General features: G+C 33.2%; 18 protein-coding genes and 1 pseudogene. 18 read left to right on the top strand and 1 reads right to left on the bottom strand.

The genetic code is table 11. The features are described 5' to 3' along the window. Nucleotides 1-72: 72 nt before the first annotated feature. From AC4BC7_RS03375 to AC4BC7_RS03425, 11 genes and pseudogenes are all read left to right on the top strand, one after another. Nucleotides 73-2,388, top strand: coding sequence for a glucosaminidase domain-containing protein (locus AC4BC7_RS03375; protein WP_490503842.1), 2,316 nt, complete (start codon nucleotides 73-75; stop codon nucleotides 2,386-2,388). An 88-nt stretch (nucleotides 2,389-2,476) separates the two neighbouring features. Beyond that, nucleotides 2,477-2,662 (top strand): hypothetical protein, encoded by a 186-nt coding sequence (locus AC4BC7_RS03380; RefSeq protein ID WP_207940504.1) that lies wholly within the window; start codon nucleotides 2,477-2,479, stop codon nucleotides 2,660-2,662. Nucleotides 2,663-2,914: 252 nt separating this feature from the next. Further along, on the top strand, nucleotides 2,915-3,787 hold the full coding sequence (locus AC4BC7_RS03385) for a viral A-type inclusion protein (RefSeq protein WP_207940505.1): 873 nt from the start codon (nucleotides 2,915-2,917) through the stop codon (nucleotides 3,785-3,787). Further along, nucleotides 3,784-4,692: a hypothetical protein gene (locus AC4BC7_RS03390; RefSeq protein WP_207940506.1), complete on the top strand. Its 909-nt coding sequence runs from the start codon at nucleotides 3,784-3,786 to the stop codon at nucleotides 4,690-4,692. Before AC4BC7_RS03385 ends, AC4BC7_RS03390 begins: the two co-directional genes overlap by 4 nt. A 96-nt stretch (nucleotides 4,693-4,788) precedes the next feature. Further along, nucleotides 4,789-5,496 carry a methyltransferase domain-containing protein gene (locus AC4BC7_RS03395; RefSeq protein ID WP_490503843.1) on the top strand — a complete coding sequence of 236 codons (708 nt, stop codon included), beginning with the start codon at nucleotides 4,789-4,791 and terminating at the stop codon, nucleotides 5,494-5,496. A gap of 14 nt (nucleotides 5,497-5,510) precedes the next feature. Further along, a complete protein-coding gene (locus AC4BC7_RS03400; RefSeq protein ID WP_490503844.1) occupies nucleotides 5,511-6,164 on the top strand; it encodes a thermonuclease family protein in 654 nt (217 codons plus the stop codon). Between the two features lie 15 nt (nucleotides 6,165-6,179). Beyond that, nucleotides 6,180-7,589: an AcpB/EbpR/MafR family transcriptional regulator gene (locus AC4BC7_RS03405; protein ID WP_243430435.1), complete on the top strand. Its 1,410-nt coding sequence runs from the start codon at nucleotides 6,180-6,182 to the stop codon at nucleotides 7,587-7,589. Nucleotides 7,590-7,612: 23 nt separating this feature from the next. Then, a complete protein-coding gene (locus AC4BC7_RS03410) occupies nucleotides 7,613-8,962 on the top strand; it encodes an FAD-dependent oxidoreductase (RefSeq protein ID WP_339076399.1) in 1,350 nt (449 codons plus the stop codon). A 72-nt stretch (nucleotides 8,963-9,034) separates the two neighbouring features. Further along, nucleotides 9,035-9,280 (top strand): annotated as a pseudogene (locus AC4BC7_RS03415) (ABC transporter substrate-binding protein); the annotation flags it as partial. 310 nt (nucleotides 9,281-9,590) lie between these two features. Next, complete coding sequence (gene rsgA / locus AC4BC7_RS03420) at nucleotides 9,591-10,547, top strand: ribosome small subunit-dependent GTPase A (RefSeq protein WP_490503845.1); 957 nt, start codon at nucleotides 9,591-9,593, stop codon at nucleotides 10,545-10,547. Nucleotides 10,548-10,718: 171 nt separating this feature from the next. Then, nucleotides 10,719-11,369 carry a DNA alkylation repair protein gene (locus tag AC4BC7_RS03425; protein ID WP_490503846.1) on the top strand — a complete coding sequence of 217 codons (651 nt, stop codon included), beginning with the start codon at nucleotides 10,719-10,721 and terminating at the stop codon, nucleotides 11,367-11,369. A 72-nt stretch (nucleotides 11,370-11,441) separates the two neighbouring features. On the opposite strand, the gene AC4BC7_RS03430 is transcribed toward AC4BC7_RS03425, so the two are convergent. After that, nucleotides 11,442-12,155, bottom strand: coding sequence for an Ltp family lipoprotein (locus AC4BC7_RS03430; RefSeq protein ID WP_490503847.1), 714 nt, complete (start codon nucleotides 12,153-12,155; stop codon nucleotides 11,442-11,444). 319 nt (nucleotides 12,156-12,474) lie between these two features. Between AC4BC7_RS03430 and AC4BC7_RS03435 the strand changes: the two genes are divergently transcribed. The 7 genes from AC4BC7_RS03435 to ahpF all read left to right on the top strand — a co-directional run bounded on the left by AC4BC7_RS03435 (nucleotide 12,475) and on the right by ahpF (nucleotide 18,378). Next, nucleotides 12,475-13,068 carry a hypothetical protein gene (locus AC4BC7_RS03435; protein WP_490503848.1) on the top strand — a complete coding sequence of 198 codons (594 nt, stop codon included), beginning with the start codon at nucleotides 12,475-12,477 and terminating at the stop codon, nucleotides 13,066-13,068. Between the two features lie 36 nt (nucleotides 13,069-13,104). Beyond that, nucleotides 13,105-13,935, top strand: coding sequence for a serine hydrolase (locus AC4BC7_RS03440; RefSeq protein ID WP_490503849.1), 831 nt, complete (start codon nucleotides 13,105-13,107; stop codon nucleotides 13,933-13,935). Nucleotides 13,936-13,976: 41 nt separating this feature from the next. Next, entirely contained in the window at nucleotides 13,977-14,345 is a 369-nt protein-coding gene (locus AC4BC7_RS03445; RefSeq protein WP_207940515.1) for a type II toxin-antitoxin system PemK/MazF family toxin, read from the top strand. A 323-nt stretch (nucleotides 14,346-14,668) separates the two neighbouring features. Then, complete coding sequence (locus AC4BC7_RS03450; RefSeq protein ID WP_207940516.1) at nucleotides 14,669-15,013, top strand: PadR family transcriptional regulator; 345 nt, start codon at nucleotides 14,669-14,671, stop codon at nucleotides 15,011-15,013. Next, nucleotides 15,000-15,962, top strand: a complete 963-nt coding sequence (locus AC4BC7_RS03455) for a permease prefix domain 1-containing protein (protein WP_490503850.1) — start codon at nucleotides 15,000-15,002, stop codon at nucleotides 15,960-15,962. Before AC4BC7_RS03450 ends, AC4BC7_RS03455 begins: the two co-directional genes overlap by 14 nt. A 312-nt stretch (nucleotides 15,963-16,274) precedes the next feature. Continuing rightward, a complete protein-coding gene (gene ahpC / locus AC4BC7_RS03460) occupies nucleotides 16,275-16,835 on the top strand; it encodes an alkyl hydroperoxide reductase subunit C (RefSeq protein WP_207940518.1) in 561 nt (186 codons plus the stop codon). 10 nt (nucleotides 16,836-16,845) lie between these two features. Next, nucleotides 16,846-18,378, top strand: coding sequence for an alkyl hydroperoxide reductase subunit F (gene ahpF / locus AC4BC7_RS03465; RefSeq protein WP_490503851.1), 1,533 nt, complete (start codon nucleotides 16,846-16,848; stop codon nucleotides 18,376-18,378). The last annotated feature ends 18 nt before the right edge of the window (nucleotides 18,379-18,396 follow it).

Raw genomic sequence — 18,396 nt, forward strand, 5'->3', positions numbered from 1 at the left:
TTAAAAAACGGGGGATTTATTTTATAATAAATTTAATATAATAAAAAAATAAACATTACGAAAGGAACGCTTATGAAAAATAATTTGAAATTAAAACGTGCTTTAGCTGCGTTCAGTATTGCGCTTCTTTTGATGTCTAACACTGCGCCAGTTTTGTCTGACGTCACAGCAACAATCAGCAGTAGTGAGCAACCTTCTAGTACTGAGACAAGCTCAATGGAAGAAATAAACGATACAAGTATAGAAGAAACTACTAATATATTAGAATCTTCAGAATCAATAGTTGAATCTGAAGAGACAACTAGTTCTAGTTCTTTTGAAGGATCGACCTCTGAGGAAAGTACAACAACAGAAGAATCCACAACTGAAACAAGTTCTGAAAATGAGATAGAACAACCTGAAACTACGGAATCATCTATACCTGAAGTTCCAGAAGAAACAACAACACCAACTCAGGAATCAAAAGAACCTGATTCAAGTAGCCAAACAACTTCTTCAGAAACAACAGAGTCAAGTACATCAGAATCAAGTTCTAACAGCAATAATAGCGGAAATAGTAGTAAAGAAAATAGCGGAAATAAAAAACCTAAAGTACCAATAAGCGATAAGAAGCAACCGAATAGACAAAAAACACAACAACAAAATAACCAACAACCAAAAGAATCAACACCAACTACGCAAGAACAAAAAAATCAAGTGACAAATAATGTTGTCCAATCTAATCCAGTTACACCTAATACGCCATTATTTATTGGACCAAGTACTTCTGGTTCTGAAACTTCTTTAGATAATCGATTAGTAACAACAGACATTTCGTCTTCTGATTTAAATGGTTATGAGTTACCGTTATTAGATTCATTCAAAGATCAACGTTCTGCCGCTCTAGTTGTTGAAGCATTATCACAATTACAAGCAGAATATAAGCAGGATGCAAAAGGACCAGATGCTTTTGACAATCTTCATTTACCAATTTATATTTATGATAAAGTATTCGGTCAAAAATTAGGAAATAGCTACGAAGATATTCGTCATTCAGGAACCGAAATTGCTGTTAAGGACGCGGTACCAGGTGATATTTTCTTGTGGGAAACAAATAAAAAAGTCACTCAAGTAGCGATTTATCTTGGTCAAGACCGTTTTATTATGGCTGATGAAGAGTTCAGTAAGAAACAAATAGCCTTACATTCTGATGAGGATGCAAAAGAGGAAAAAACTGAAAAAGATGCCAACGATAAAAAAGAAGAGAAAAAAGCTGAAAAAGAAATTATTCCAGGCGTAGGAGTCTTTAAACTCCAAACAGAGGAAGAAAAGGAATCAGCGACCGTTGGCCAATCTGCTAATATTTATAAAGAACAACCAACAACAGCAATTCATTTTTCTGAAAATAATCGGCTAACTGACCATGGAAAAGAGTTGATTAAAGGTTACGCGGCTTCTTTTGACTTTAGAGCAAATGCAGCAACGCAACGTTTTATTGAATCAATTGGTGAATCAGCTCGAGAATTAGGATTGAAATACGATGTGTTTGCTTCAGTTATGATTGCCCAAGCAATTTTAGAAAGTGGTTCAGGAACAAGTGGTTTATCAACGAGCCCTTATTATAATTTATTTGGAGTCAAAGGTAGCCACAATGGTTCATCAGTTACTCTTGCAACAAATGAAGATAACGGTAGTGGTCAATTATATCAAATCAATTCGGCATTCCGTGTGTATCCGAGCTATAAAGAATCCTTGGAAGATTACGTACAGTTGCTTCGAGGTGGAATTAGTGGGAACACTTCTTTCTACAAAAAAGTTTGGCGTTCGGAAGCCAAAAATTATTTACAAGCGACAACTGAATTAACAGGAAAATATGCGACAGATACATTTTATAATAATAAATTAAATTCAATTATTGCTGTGTATAATTTAACCCAATACGATGAAGCAAAAACATCGATGGATTTAAACTTTAGTAATGCGACTATTCAAGATTTTTCTGGCATACCAGAATCTTATCGTCATTTAGTAAAATATCCTAAGTATAATGGAGTCAATTACAATACATCGGGTTCATACGGCTCTGATCAATGTACTTGGTACGCCTTTAATCGTGTACATCAATTAGGTGGGACTGTCGGCGATTATATGGGAAATGGTGCTGATTGGGGAACTACTGGACAAAGAACAGGATACAAGGTTTCTTCAACACCAAAAGCTGGTGATGTAATTAGCTTTAAACAAGGAGTGGCAGGGTATCATCCATTATATGGACATGTTGCCTTCGTAGAAGCGGTTGGAGAAGATAGTATTTTAATTTCTGAAGGAGACATTTCGTACTTAAATTATCGTATCATTCCAAATGAAATTGCACTATCTAGTGGTGTAAGTTATATTACGCCTAAATAGTTCATTATTTTTAGATGAAAATTAGCGATAATGCTTGTCACGTAAAACAAGACTTGATAAGATATGTACGAAAAGGACGGTGTCGTTTATGAAAAAACGTTTAAAAAAAAAGCAAGCTTACAAACAATACATTAAAGATATTTTTGAAGGCTATGAATCAATGCTAGAAAATCCAGAGTTAGAAGAATTAAAATTCAATTATTTAAAAGAAGAAACGATTTTAAAAAGAGACGAGAATCGTCAAATTCGCTTTAAAACCCATGATATTATCTAAATAAACGATGAATGTTTACCATCAAAGACATCGAAATTACTCGATGTCTTTTTTGTTTACTTAATATTAGGTATTAAGTGAGCGTTAAGCTTAGTAAGTTAAATTAATTATATACTGAGCCAAAAAGAGTTTTTAATCCTGAGAAATTTACGAAAAAAATTTAAATAAAAAACAAAAAGAGAGGTTTTCATCCCCATTTTTCTAGTAAAAATGATAAACTATAATAGAGAAAATTTAGAGGAGGGCATTGTTATGTCTGAGGAAGTACTAGAAGAAACAGATCATCGAGAAACTTCTAATAAGTACCAAGACTTTAATAAAGTTAAAAAAGTTGCTTCGAAGAATATTGTTTCTATGCTAAAAGATTTACATGATTTTGAAGCAGCGATTGAGACTGAAAATATTCCTGAGATTTATCGGATTTATAAAGGGAAATTGCATAAAGAATTAAAAGAAACTTCAAATCAAAATCACGAAATTGATGAACTTTTATCTACGAAGCTACATGATAAGTTTGTTGAGCGTTTTCCATTTATGGAATATGTCGAAAAGATTTCGCCGACTATTTATTATTATAAAATCGGGACGTACTACCGTGAACGAGCAACAATTGGTTTTGATGCGAGTATTCCAGAAATTTTTGTGTTACCAAAAATTGATGATGAGTGGCAACATTATCGTCCCGACAATCGAGAATTATTAGAAGTGATTGAAAAACAAATTGATAACTTGGATGCTAAGATTATTGCAGCGGAAGAAGAGCTTAAAAATTTAGAAAAAGAAGCGCAAGATTTATCTGCTAAAAAAGAAGAACTTTCTAACAGTAAAAGCTTTTTCAATCGTGCAAAAACCGAAGAAGAAGTGGAACAGTTAAACAAACAAATTGCCGAAATTAATAAGAAAAAAACGGAATGGCTACCATTTATTCAAAATAAAAATAAATCCAATCAACAAAAAGAACAACTAATGCGTACTTACGAGGAAACTCGCTTAAAACGCGCAGTTGTGACTAAAGAGTATCGTTTTATTAATCAGTATTTTGGTTCAATGAAAGAAATGAATGAGCAAATTCAGCAATTTCTTGCCGATTATTTATCACCTAAGAAAGGAGAGCTAGATAAATGAGTAAATCAAAGAAAAAAGTTACACGAAACTCTCCAACTGCTGATAAATCACCCAAAAAAGATAATTATTATAGCTTGAAGGAAAAAGATCACCAAGCAATTATGCAACTCATTTCAGAACGAGAAGATGAGCTTGCCGATTTATACATGCGTAAGGCATTACTGGAAAGTAGCTTTGTAGAATTATTGGATGCTTATTGCCAATTTATTATGCCAAAGGTGCCGATTTCTAAAACTGCAAAAACAAACTTACTAGCTTATTTTTCTTATGAATTGCTAAAACCGTTAAAAACTATTGGCTTAACGCAAACAGATCGAGAAAATGTTTGGAAAAGCAAGCATTTTGACGTGGCATATGAACTAGATAAAAATAATGACTTAGAATTAAGCTTTAAGATGGAAACAGTAGATACTCGTTTTGAAGCTGCCTATATGCCACTTATTCTGATTCATCCCAAAGATATGACGGTCGAAGTGGATGAAAAACAAGTATTAAAGCTTATTCATTTGTGGCATAAAGACAAAATTTTCTCGCATAATCAATTATCATTAATTAACTATGATTTAAATCAACTGTTAGCATGGTTTAAAGAACTTGGTTTTGATGTTGCGCCAAGCTTATTAGATAACACACGTGCATTAAAACGAGAATTTACCAGTGATTTGGTAGTAGATACTAAAGTTTTAGATGATATTTTCATCATTAGCATGGAATCTACTGAATATGATTTTGATAAATTCGATGATTACCATTACCAAGTAAAACTAAATCAAAGCCAAACAGTGGATATTTTTTCTGAGAAAGGTAAAACGCGATTATTTATTGATTCAAATAATCGTCGACGCTCAATTTTGGATTTCTTTACCAATTATCCATTCTTAGTGCCTTTAATTGTCCGTAGTTAACTAGATATCCGTACTATAGAGAGGCGGTTCTTGTGATTTAACAAGTATTCTAATCATATATAGTTCGGATATTTTTATTTTTATAAAGGAGTCACGATGAGAAATTTAGAAGAGGCGCGTCTATTTTGGGATGATTTTGCAGAAGAATACGCTGAGATTCAAGAGGAATCGCAAGTGAGCATTCAAAAAGATGTGTCTAGTTTTTTATTAGCCAAAAAAATATTGCCTACGCATACTTTTTTGGATTTGGCGGGTGGGGTAGGCAAATATATTCCAGAAATAATTGAACATGTGGAGCAATATACACTAGTAGACTTTTCTGAAAAAATGCTAGAAATTACAAAAAGTAAATACAACTATCCTAATCTATGTCTTCTTCATGATGATCAAGAATCATTTTTGAAGCAAACCCCAAAACAGAGTTATGATCTTGTCTTTTCTGCAATGAATCCGGCTCTTACCACGCCAAATGAACTTAAAGAAATGATACGTATAGCAAATAAGTATGTTTGTCTTCTACGCGTGATTGAAGAAAAGGATACTATGTTTTCTTTATTGGAAACTCCTGATGAAGAATGGCAATGGATGGAAATGTACAAAACTTGGTTAAGTAAACCACATTGTACCCAGACGTTCACTTATACGTCGAAAGAAAAAATTTCGAAAGAATTTTTTGTAGATTACTTTTCTATTGATTTTCCAATTGCAAAAATTCAAACCTTAGCCGATGACTTATTTAAAGAAACAACAGAAAAAATCAATGAGACAACAATTACTTTTGAGTTGTTGATAATCGAAATATAAAGGAAGTTGCAACAATGAAGAAAAAAATAACCAGCTTTTTAACCGTACTCATTGTAGTAATTGTCGGAGTATGGCAATGGTTAAATCCAAGTGAATTTTTGGAAACAAACGAGCCCAAACAAGAACAAACAACCACAACTACTACAATTGCTGAAGAAACTGTTCAGGCGATTGACGAGATTGATTTAGAAAACCCACCACGATTTGAAAAAATCAGTGTGTCATCTTTACGTAGTGTGGATGGGGATACTTTTGCTTTTTATACAAAAGATGGTGTGGAACACAAATTACGCTTATTAATGGTTGATACACCTGAAAGTGTCAAAAAAGATACAGCGGTGCAACCTTATGGCAAGGAAGCAAGTGAGTTTACTAAAGAACAATTAGTAAATAACAATATTTCTCTTGTTTTTGACAAGGGAGAAGTCGTGGATAATTATGGACGCTTTTTAGCTTATGTATATGTCGGAGAAAATTCATTGCAAGAGCTTTTATTAGAAAATGGACTAGGGATTGTTCGTTATGTTAATGCAGGTGGCGATAGTTTCGTAAATGAATTGTTATCAGCTCAGCAAAAAGCACAAGAAGAAAAACGAGGTGTTTGGAGCAAAGAGAATTATGTGGCGCAAATGAAAAACGGTTACTATCGTTACAATGAAGTTGAATAGAGTTGAGGTGATTCAATGAAATTAACTGAGTTGATGGATAAACATCAACAAGTACAAATGACAATTTTTCAACGGATAATAAAAAGTGATGGTGCAGTACGAATCAAGGATTTAGAACAAGAATTAGACGTTTCTGTGCCAACATTACAAAAAGAAATTCGATCACTAGAAACAGCCTTAGAATTATTCGATGAAGAATCGAAACTCGTGAGATTAGATAATGAATATTTAAGTGTGCAATTAGCCAATGAATTTTCTGTAAAAAAATTCGTTTATTCTTATTTAGAACAAGCTTTAGATTATCAAATTCTATTATTTGTTTTTCAACATAAAAAAGTGTCTATCACTAAAATGGCACTTGATTTACAAGTAAGTGAAGCTTCTTTATTTCGAAGGTTGAAATCAATCAATCAGCAGTTAGAGGAGTTTGAGATTCAATTTCGTAATAAGAAAATGGTTGGCGATGAGCTTCAAATTCGTGTGTTTTATTATTACTTTTTTTGGTCGAGTATACCTTTTACGCAATTGCAAAAAAAGTTTCGTAATCCTACCATCCAGAATTTGATACAAGTTATTGAAAAGCATTTCCATTTGGCTTTCACAAAAGAGCAATATTGGAAATTGTTGGTATGGCTAGGAATTATGCATAGTCGCTTTGATTATCGTGGAGAACAGAAGCACCGCTTAGATAAGGAAACTATTCATGCGATTGAACAAGATGTGTTTTATCAAGAATTAAAAAATATCTTAGCTCGTTATTTGAGTCGTTTTGCCTTCCAGGGATCAGATGAAGAATCAATCTATTTGTATTTTTTCATTTTATCAGAAGATTTACTGCCTTCAGATAAAAAATGGTTAACACAATCACCATTTATTGCTAAATTTTTAGCATTAAATAAAAAAATCTATCAAGAAATAGTTGAAGATAGCGATGTGTCTTCCTTTGATGTCTTTTTACTTGAGCTGCATGTTAAGATAGCTTTTTCAAAAGGATGGATCGACACTGAAGAAAACGATTTATTATTATTATCTGATTATGATGCAACCAAAATGTCTGCCTGTATGTCGATTATTGAGGACGAATTATCAAAAGATATTTCAAATTCGCAGTGGCGCATGTTAGATCAAGCATATGGATTGGTAGTAGACATTTATCAGAGAAGACAACAAAAAGAATTACTTGTTGGTATTGCTGTGGATGATTCATTACAATCAGAAGAAATCTATCAATTTATTCAACAGCATTTAGCAAGTGTACCCTCTGTAAGAGTGAAAAAAGCGAAACAGCGCGTATATTCGTTACTGATTGCTTCAGAGTATACGGACGTCTCACAATATACGTATGAAGAACTGTACCTTTTTAGTGGACGAGTTTCTTTATTTGAAGTTAATCGATTAAAACAAGCGATTCAAGAATTGCTATGAACAGGAGTGGAGAAGTTTTGCGAGTGGTAATTATTGGCGGTTCGCATGCAGGAATTGCTGCAGCGAGACACTTGAAAAAAATTGATGAAACGGTTGAAGTGGTTATTATCGAGCGTTCCAATGTGTTAGGGTACATTGGCAGTAGTCTAAACCTTTATTTAGAAGGATTTATTGATAAGCTAGAAGATGCACGGACAGTTACGCCAAGTCAATTATTGGTAGAACAAATTAACGTATTAATTAATAGTCGCGTGGTTGCTATTGATGAAAAAAACAAATCAGTCGATTTTACGACAGATAATGGCAATATTCATTTAACGGATACAGTAACTTATGATTATTTGGTTTTAGCGATGGGCTCTAGTCAATATCATACCGATTTTTCATCGGAAACAGAAGCAACAATGACGAATTTTAAGACATTAATGCAATCAAAAACAGCCTTAGATACCTTAATGGATGCTAAAAAAGTTGCGATTATTGGTGCAGGGTTAATCGGGTTTGAATTGGCTGAATCATTAAGTAAATACAATAAAGAAATTTATTTAATTGATCGGATGGATAGCGTATTATTTCGCTATTTTGATGAAGAAATTACGCATGAATTATTGCAGAAACTTCCTGAAAATGTTCATATTTTATTAAATAGTGATGTTCGGGAAATTACAATGACAGAAGATCAAGCGGTCACTGGAGTCATCTTAGCAAATGGACAAACAGTTGATGTTGAAGCAGCAGTTTATGCGATTAATCCTCGTCCAAATGTTGAATTAGTAACAGATATTTTAGATATTAATATGGATGGTACGATAGACACCAATGAATTTTTAGAAACATCGGATCCTTTCATCTATGCAGTCGGCGATTTAGTTTCGGTTTACTTCAATCATTCAGCTATGCCTATTTATATCCCGTTAGTTACGAATGCTTATCGTACAGGGATGATTGCAGCATCAAATATTTTATTAGAAGAAAAAATTCCTTTTCCAAAAGTACAACGAACGATTGTCAGTCAATTATTTGATACGTATTTGGCAAGTTGTGGCATTAATGAAGAAGAAGCACCTTATTATGGACTAGATGTTGCATCAGTTACGAAAACATTCACTAAGGAAGCATTATTTCAACTAGATGACTGTTTTGAATTAACGATTAAACTTGTCTATGACGTGGAAACAAAACAATTAATGGGCGGACAATTGATGACAAACTCTAAACGAACATTAGAAATTATTAATACCTTGTCAACCTTAGTTACGATGGAAACAACATTGAATCAGTTGGTAACGATGGACTTTTATTTTAATCCCAAACTATCGACACCATTACATTTTCTAAATGATTTAGCTTTAGAAGGAGTCATAAAACGTTAAAGAAATAAAAGAATTGTTGTTTCAGCAATTCTTTTATTTTTAAATTTTTAATAAACTAATTCAGGAGAATGAGAATCGTTCTCAACGGAATATGTATTAGAGAAAAATCCAGATGTTATTTTTGTTGTTGAACATACAAAAGCAATCGGTGGCGATACTTCTCAAAATAACGTAGCCGATAATGACTTGGTTAAAGAAACGAATGCTGGTAAAAATGGCAAAGTTATCGCGTTGGACCCACAAGTATGGTATTTATCAGGTTCTGGTTTAGAGTCTGTACAAATCATGTTGGATGACGTGAAAAAAGCCTTAGAATAAAATAATAAAAAGACTTCTAGATTCTTTGATTAAAAAGAACTAGAAGTTTTTTATAGTTGTTTTTTTTGAAAACGCTCTAAAAAAAATTGAGAATAAGTAAGAGTTGTGTTACTCTTATCCTATTAATTAGAGAGAAGGTGCGTGCAATGTTAAATATACATAATCAACCGAAGCTAAATTGCAAACACTTTTTCTTAAACCGATAATTTGTCAATTATTCTACGTTTAAAAATAAGTACTCTATGATTTTGCAATTAGCGGGTCATAGAGTTTTTTATTTGCAATTAAACAAAGAATAGGTGGAAAAAGAATGGAAACTAATATACAACGTGGTCGCGTAATAGCTGTCTATGGCAGTTATTATCGATTACTTACAGAAAAAGAAGAAGTGTTGGCACAACTGTCAGGGAAATTGTTTGCACAAACAAAAGATGGAATAGGTTTACCAACAGTCGGTGATTGGGTTGAATTTCAATTGCTAGATTATCAAAAAGGAATGATTCAGCAAATAGAACCACGAAAATCAAAATTTTCTAGAAAGATTGCGGGGAGTCAATCTGATGAGCAACTAATCGCAAGCAACATCGATTATTTATTTGTTGTGACCAGTTTGAATGATGAGTTTAATTTACGACGATTAGAACGTTATTTCGTAGCTAAACAAACGAATGTCGAAATAGTTGTCATATTAACGAAAGCCGATTGTTGTTCTACTTTGGATTATTATTTAGTTCCACTGTATGAACTAACAACAAATATTATCGTTACGGGATTTGGTACGAATGAAGGGATTAAAAAGATTGCGGATTACCTAAAGTTTGGAAAAACTGGAGCGTTTGTTGGTTCATCTGGTGTTGGAAAATCAACTTTAGTGAATCGACTACTGCAGACAGAAAAAATGCTTGTTGCAGATATTCGATTAGAGGATAGTAAAGGACGACATACTACCACACATCGAGAATTAATTTCTTTACCAACGGGTGGTTATATCATCGATACTCCTGGAATGAGAGAATTCCAATTATTTGAAAACAGTGAATTAGATAGCACCTTTCAAGATATTATTGAACTTTCGGCTGCTTGTCGGTTTAATGATTGTCGTCACGGATCAGAAAATGGCTGTGCCGTAAAAGCTGCGATTCAATCTGGGGAATTAGCAGAATCTCGGTTGTTGAATTATGTAAAATTACAACGCGAACTTGCATTTCAAGAAAGACGTCGGAAACAAAAAGAACGATTAAAAAATAAACGAAAAAATACCCGCTAATGGGGAATTAGCGGGAGGAGAAAAATGAAAAAGTGTTAGGGTTGTTTTGGTATGTATTAAATATAACCAGAAAATATGAAGAATTTACGATAAAAATTAGGATAGTTGCAGAATTTTTTACTAAGAAAATTTTTACTAAGAAAATTTTTACTAAGAAAAGATGGTGGCGTAATGTTTGAAAAAATAGCAGAACAATTATTAGAAGTCGCTGATTCTAAAAAAGCTGAGAAAATGGCTGCATATATGCGCAATCAATTTACTTTTTTAGGTATTTCGGCAACCGATCGCAAATTAATTTGCAAAGATTTTTATAAGGCAACCAAAGGACAAGCTATTGACTGGAAGTTTGTTTTTGACTGCTGGGCCTGTCCTTATCGCGAATTGCAGTATGTTGCGATTGGTTATTTGACTGTTCTCAAGAAAAAGTTAACTCCAGCAGATATTTCGTCAATTCAACAATTAGCTCAAACTAAATCTTGGTGGGATACGATTGATGGCTTAGATAAATTAATGGGAGAAATAGCAAGCAACTATCCAGAAACCAAAGCAATTTTAATTCAATGGAGTATATCTGAAGATTTTTGGTTAAGAAGAATAGCCATTGATCATCAGTTGTTACGAAAACATGAAACAGATACAGAATTGTTGCAACTGATTTTGGAAAATAACTTGAATCAATCTGAATTTTTTATCAACAAAGCTATTGGTTGGAGTTTGCGAGATTATTCAAAAGTAAATCCTGAATGGGTGAAAAAATTTATCAACGAGCATCGTGAAGGATTATCTGCGTTAAGTATCCGAGAAGCAAGTAAATATCTTTAAAAACTATTATTGCATACGAGATATAAAAATAAAATACGCATGACCATATTTTTTATGATCATGCGTATCGTTTTATTCAGATAAATTTTTTAAGGCATAATCAGCTTGTTCTTCAGTAAAACCAGAAAAAATTAATTGATCGTATAATGCTTGATTGGAAAGTGGGGTAAAGGATTGTAATTGTCTGGCAGATTGAAGGGTTTGTTCTTCCCAGTTTACTTCAATATTTTCTAAAGCATAACGTATTTCATCTTCGGTATATTTATCAAACGTTAATTGTGATGATAAACTTTCTTGAGAAAAAGCAGAATAAGTAAGGTAGTTATTAGCGGAGCCTATTGCATGTTCTTTCCAATCAGCTTGAATGGTTTCTGTTGCATATTTTGCTGCTTCTTCTGGGTATTTATCAAAAATTAATTGGTTGTATAATCCTTCTTTTGATAAATTAGTAAATTTTAAATAATTTTTAGCACTCTCTAACGCATTTGTAAATTCTCTAGAAACATTATTATCAGATGTTGGTTCACTACTTACTGGTTCATTATAAGTTGATTCAGAAAAAGAAAAAGTCGTACTTTCTTGAGAAAATGTTGTCCTCGAATTTTTCTCTTTTTCCTCGTAAGTGTTCATCAAGGCACCACCTGACAACATAATTAGAAAACTACCTATAAAAATAAGAATCCCCGGTTTTTTCGGTGTTTTTTTGAAAAACGATCGAATGAACAACACAATTCCATAGATGCAACCCAATAACCCTAATAAAATTAATACATCTTCTAATTTCATAGTTTTCCTCCTTGTTTATTTCTTTAAAAATAGTATAGAGGTTTGAAGAAAAGGAAGCAAATTTATTTTTCACGGATAATCAGTTTTAATTTGCTTTGTAAAAAGTAAGTCATTAATAAATATGAATTCGAATTAAATGCTATTCCATTATAATTGTTAAAATTATTTGATATATTTATTATAGACTTTATTTATAGGATTTTTTTTGCTATAAATTATATAAAACCTAGGTATTTTTTATTATTTTCAACTATTATTGCATATTAAATAATAATCTAAATAATTTTAAAACAGTTCAATCAAGAGGAGAGCAACTATCATGACCCTAAATTTAAAAAAAGACAATTATAATAAAATAATTGAGAGTGTATTAATTAATCCATTATTAGAAAATGAGCTAACTGGTTGGACTATAAATGCTGGTAAACCCACTGTCAAAACAAAAGAAAATGATTCGATTTTAGTGGCACGAGGTATGGGAAGCCATCAATTAGTACAAATGACTTCGTGGAAACAGAACCATGTTTATTATATGCAAGTTGAAGTTCATGTAACTGATCATGTTGCTGGAAGAATGGGATTACAAGCAAATGGACGCTTTGTAAGTAGCAATGCAATTAACTTGAGCATAGATAGAAATACAGTTGGTTGGGAGTGTTTATATACCAGTTTCAAAGCAACAAAAAACTATACTTTAGGTGTGTATTATGGCTCAATTAATGCGGCTAATTTAACTGGTTACGCTAAAAAGGCATATCTAATTGATTTAACGGAGATTTACGGAGAAGGGAATGAACCATCTGCAGCTGATTTTTATAATTTAAAACTACCCTTAATGAATAATGGAATTACAATGAGCAATACAGAGATATTAAAGAGGTTCGATAAAAAAATAAATACTATTACTAATTAACGGATAATTACCGCTACTGACGTTCAAGCTGAACAAGTGTTTATTCAAGAAATGAATAAAAAATGCAAATTGTGGAAGATGAACGATACAGTTTTTCAAAATGCTAATGGTTTATCTAGAAAAGGACAATTATCTAATGCCCAAGATATGCTACGTTTGACATTACAAGCAGTTGGATCAGAACAAATAGTGAAAATTTGGGGAGCTAAGAAATATAGCGTTACTATAAAAGGAGAAACTCCTCGAACTATTAAGGTAAAGACCACTGTAACTAACCCAGCATTAGAAAACGCGTATTTATTATTAGGAGGAAAGTCAGGTACATTAGGTGCTGCTGTTAACAATGCAAGTATCTTAGCCCAAGTTAAGGACGGTACTTTTACATTTGTATCTATTGTCATGAAATCTAGTACTACGACTTCGAGATATGAGGATACAAAAAAATTGCTAGATGTCATCCTTAAAAAAATGGAGAATCCTCATTATTATATCCCGACAGAAACATTCACAGCAGTTTCGTTAGCAGGTGTGTTACTTCCTAATAATCCATTATTTTGGACTAATCTTGATAAGCTGCCCACATATGGTTATTACGGATTGAATGAAAGTCAGTTATTACAACAAGCCTCGTTAACTAAATTAATGACTAGTTTAATTATATTGAAAAATATATCAAATATATATGAAACATTTACCATTCAATCATCAGACTTAGTTGGCGGAAGTGGACCAAAAATGTATGATGGAGATCAAATTAATTTTATAGATGCATTATATTTCATGTTATTGCCATCATCTAATATTACGGCAAAAGCCATAGGGCGTGTTATTGGCCATAAAATCATACAGGCACGAGGCTATATTTAGAAATACTAGCTAATAAACGATCAAATGTAAGGAGAAATTAAATGAATAAAACAATTAGAAGAGGAGAAATTTACTATATTGATTTGAAAGAAAGAATGATACCTGGAGAACAAAATGGTATTCGACCAGTAATCATATTGCAAAATGATATTGGAAACATACACTCTGGGACCACTATTGTAGCCTTTCTTACGACTAAAAATAAACCACTGCCAACACATGTTAAAATTAATTCCGTAAATTCAGGTTTGAGAAAAACGAGTTATGTTATGCTTGAGCAGATTCGTACAGTGAATAAGGATTTATTGAAATGGAAAATTGGGAAAATAAGCGAGGAAGAAACGAATTTAATTGAAAAAGCATTAAATATAAGCTTACACATCAATACAATAAAAGAAACGCATAGCTAATATATAAACGAATTTTAGAAAAAGAAGAGTGTGATAAAAAAGTCACAACTCTTTTTTTATGTCACTTGTAAACTTGAATAAATTTAAAAAGGATATCGGCAATAAATTTATGCACAACTATTATTGCATTTTAAATAATAAAAAAACTCAATAAACACATACAAGGAATAACTAACACCCCACTAGTAAAAACGAACAAGGACTGCCTAATCTATCTACGACTCTAGACCGATATTTCTGCAACTTGCTAATTTTACTTTACCTGTCGTAGTAATTAGAGGTATAATTACTATGACAGATGAAGTAATGCAAGGAGGGATGAAATGATTACAAGCGATGGTATTCGTGGATACAATGACGTGATCATTTTATCCATTCTAAAAGAAGGAGATTCCTACGGTTATGCGATTTCTAAACAGATTCGTGCAAGAAGCAATGATTTATATGTCATTAAAGAAACGACATTGTATTCTGCGTTCACACGTTTGGGAAAACAAGCATTTATTGAGGCTTATCCTGGTGAATTAACACATGGAAAAAAAAGAACCTATTATCGTATTACCGAAAAAGGAAAAAATTTTTTAGATTTGAAACAGCAAGAGTGGGAGCAAACGAAATTCGTAGTAGACGAGTTTTTAGAAGGGGGAACTGAAAATGAAAATTATTAAGGAATATTTAGATAGCTTATTCTTAACAGTACCGATTACACCAGAAACAAAAAAAGCCAAAGAAGATTTGTTGGCAATTATGGAAGATCACTATCATGAATTAATCGCAGAAGGAAAAAGTGAACATGAAGCAATTGGCGCAGTCATTAGTGAATTCGGCTCAATTGATGAAATTCTAGCAGAATTAGAATTGGAACAAGAAGAAGAGTATGAGAGCTATGATGATGTGGAGTCAGTGACTTTAGATGAAGCATTTGATTTTTGGGCGGTTACGAGAAGATTCGCTTTTGAATTATCATTAGGTATTTTATTATTAGCGCTGTCGATGGCGTCAATTATGTTTATAGGTTTTTCAGAAATTTTTGCATTTCTAGGTCTCTTCGGCTTTGCTATTTTGGTAGCAGTTGGGATTGGTTTTATTATTTCGGGGTCAATGAAATACGTTCGGGAAAAACGAAAATTGGATGATCGACCCTTAGCAAGAGATGTGCATAAAGAAGCGTTTTTCCAATTAGAGAATTATGATAAAAGTTTTCGAATGGGCTTATCATTAGGAATTGGTTTATGCGTGTTATCAATCCCAACTCTTTTCTTTTTTGCAAGCATCGTTTACTCAGCAGAATTGGGGGTTAGTGCTTTCTTTGCTACAGGAGGCGTAGGAGCTTTCTTAATCATTTATACTAGTATTGTCAGAAACGGCTTTAAAAAAATGACCAATGGACAATATTTTGTGTCTGATGAAGACCATCCTGGCCCTCGTGCAACAAAACATTCTTATGGTGCGGCTGCTCCGTTGATGATTACTATGAGAAAGTTTTATTGGCCACTGGTCTTCTTGTTCTATCTATTTTGGTCTAACCTTACTGGCTGGGAGAGTAGTTGGATTATCTTTGTAGTTGCTGGGATTTTTTATAGCCTGGTTAGCGAAACATTTAAAAGACATAAATAATAAAAAACTGGAAATCATGAAGATTTCCAGTTTTTATTTGATTCTTAGCTAATTGAGAATGTATAAAGTTAATTGAGAATAATAAATGCTGCTAGTATTTAGTTGTACAATTGTTATCAATAAGAAATTTTATGAAAAACAGCATGAAAACTAAGTATAATAAGGATGATAAATGAGTATTATCAAACACTTTTTATTAGATTAGAATTATTCAAAATAATTTAAGCAAAAGCATTGACCTTATTTCTGACTTTCTATATAGTTATTAATAGAGAGTATTCTCAAATAATTATTCTAATTGGAGGACGTATCATGTCATTAATCGGAAAAGAGATTGTAGAATTTAACGCAAATGCTTATCATAAAGGTGAATTCATCGAAGTTTCATCAGAAGATTTTAAAGGGAAATGGAATATTGTCTGTTTTTATCCAGCAGACTTCACGTTTGTATGCCCAACTGAATTAGAAGATTTACAAGAACAATATGCAACTTTACAAAGCTTAGATGTAGAAGTTTATTCTGTTTCAACAGATACACACTTTACTCATAAAGCTTGGCATGATCATTCAGATGCGATTGGTAAAATCGAATATATTATGATTGGTGATCCATCACATGTTATTTCTAAAGGTTTTGATGTATTGGATGAGCAAGGTTTAGCTCAACGTGGTACATTCTTGATTGACCCAGATGGTGTTGTTCAAGCCGTAGAAATCAACGCAGATGGCATTGGCCGTGACGCAAGTAGCTTAATTGATAAAGTTCGTGCAGCGCAATATGTTCGGACACATCCAGGCGAAGTTTGTCCTGCGAAATGGAAAGAAGGAGCAGAAACGCTGAAACCTAGCCTAGATTTAGTAGGTAAAATTTAAGGAGGGTATTATGGCATTAGATAACGAAATTAAAGGACAACTTGCGCAATATTTAGAACTATTGGAATCAGATATTGTTTTTAAAGCAAGTCTAGGCGACGATGAAAATTCAACAAAAGTTAAAGAATTTTTAGAAGAAATCGCTGATATGTCTCCTAAATTATCCATTGAAGCAGTGACGCTTTCACGTACGCCTAGTTTTGCTTTAGCCCAACCAGGACAAGAAAGCCGTGTGGAGTTTGCTGGTTTGCCGCTAGGACATGAATTTACCTCGTTTATCCTTGCTTTATTACAAGTAGCTGGCCGTGCACCAAAAGTGGATGATACGATTGCGAAACGTATTCAAGCAATTGATAAAAAATTACACTTTGAAACATATGTCAGCTTAACTTGTCATAACTGTCCGGATGTGGTTCAAGCATTGAATATCATGTCTGTATTGAATCCAAACATTTCTCATACGATGATTGAAGGTGGCATGTTCCAAGAGGAAGTTGAAGCGAAAAAAATCATGGCAGTTCCAACTGTTCTTTTAGATGATGTGGAATTTGCTAGTGGTCGTATGACAATTGAACAATTAGTGGAATTAGCTGCTGGACCAACAAGTGCGGATGAATTCGCAGATAAGGACGTATTTGATGTTTTAGTGGTCGGTGGTGGTCCTGCTGGAAACAGTTCAGCAATTTATGCTGCTCGTAAAGGTATTAATACAGGAATGATTGTTGAAACTTATGGTGGACAAGTCATGGATACTGTTGGGATTGAAAATATGATTGGTACACCTTATACAGAAGGTCCTCGCTTAATGGCTCAAGTTGAAGAACATGTGAATCAATACAATGTTGACATCATGAAAAATCAACGTGCCAAATCAATCCGTAAAAACGATTTGATTGAAGTTGAACTAGAAAATGGGGCGGTTCTTAAAGCAAAATCTGCCATCTTATCTGTTGGTGCTGCTTGGAGAAATGTAAATGTACCAGGAGAAGAAGAATTCCGTACAAAAGGTGTAACTAATTGCCCGCACTGTGATGGTCCTTTATTTACAGGAAAAGATGTTGCTGTAATTGGCGGTGGGAATTCCGGTATTGAAGCAGCAATTGACTTAGCTGGTTTAGCAAAACACGTGTATGTTTTAGAATTTTTACCAGAATTAAAAGCCGATCAAGTCTTGCAAGATCGTGTAAATTCTTTACCAAACGTGACTGTTCTTAAAAACGTAGCAACGAAAGAAATTACAGGTACCGACCAAGTCAATGGTATTTCATATGTTGATCGTGATACGAATGAAGAACACCATATAGCTTTAGAAGGTGTCTTTGTCCAAATTGGATTAGTTCCGAATACTGCCTGGTTACGTGATTCTGAGGTAGCTTTAAATGAACGTGGCGAAATTATTGTTGACAACCATGGAATGACAAGTTTAGAAGGTGTATTTGCTGCAGGAGACTGTACAGATAGTATCTATAAACAAATTATTATTTCAATGGGTGCTGGAGCAACTGCAGCTTTAGGCGCGTTTGATTACTTGATTCGCCAATAATAAAAAATAGGTGGGAAA

The organism is Enterococcus sp. AMC1623, from assembly GCF_058216495.1.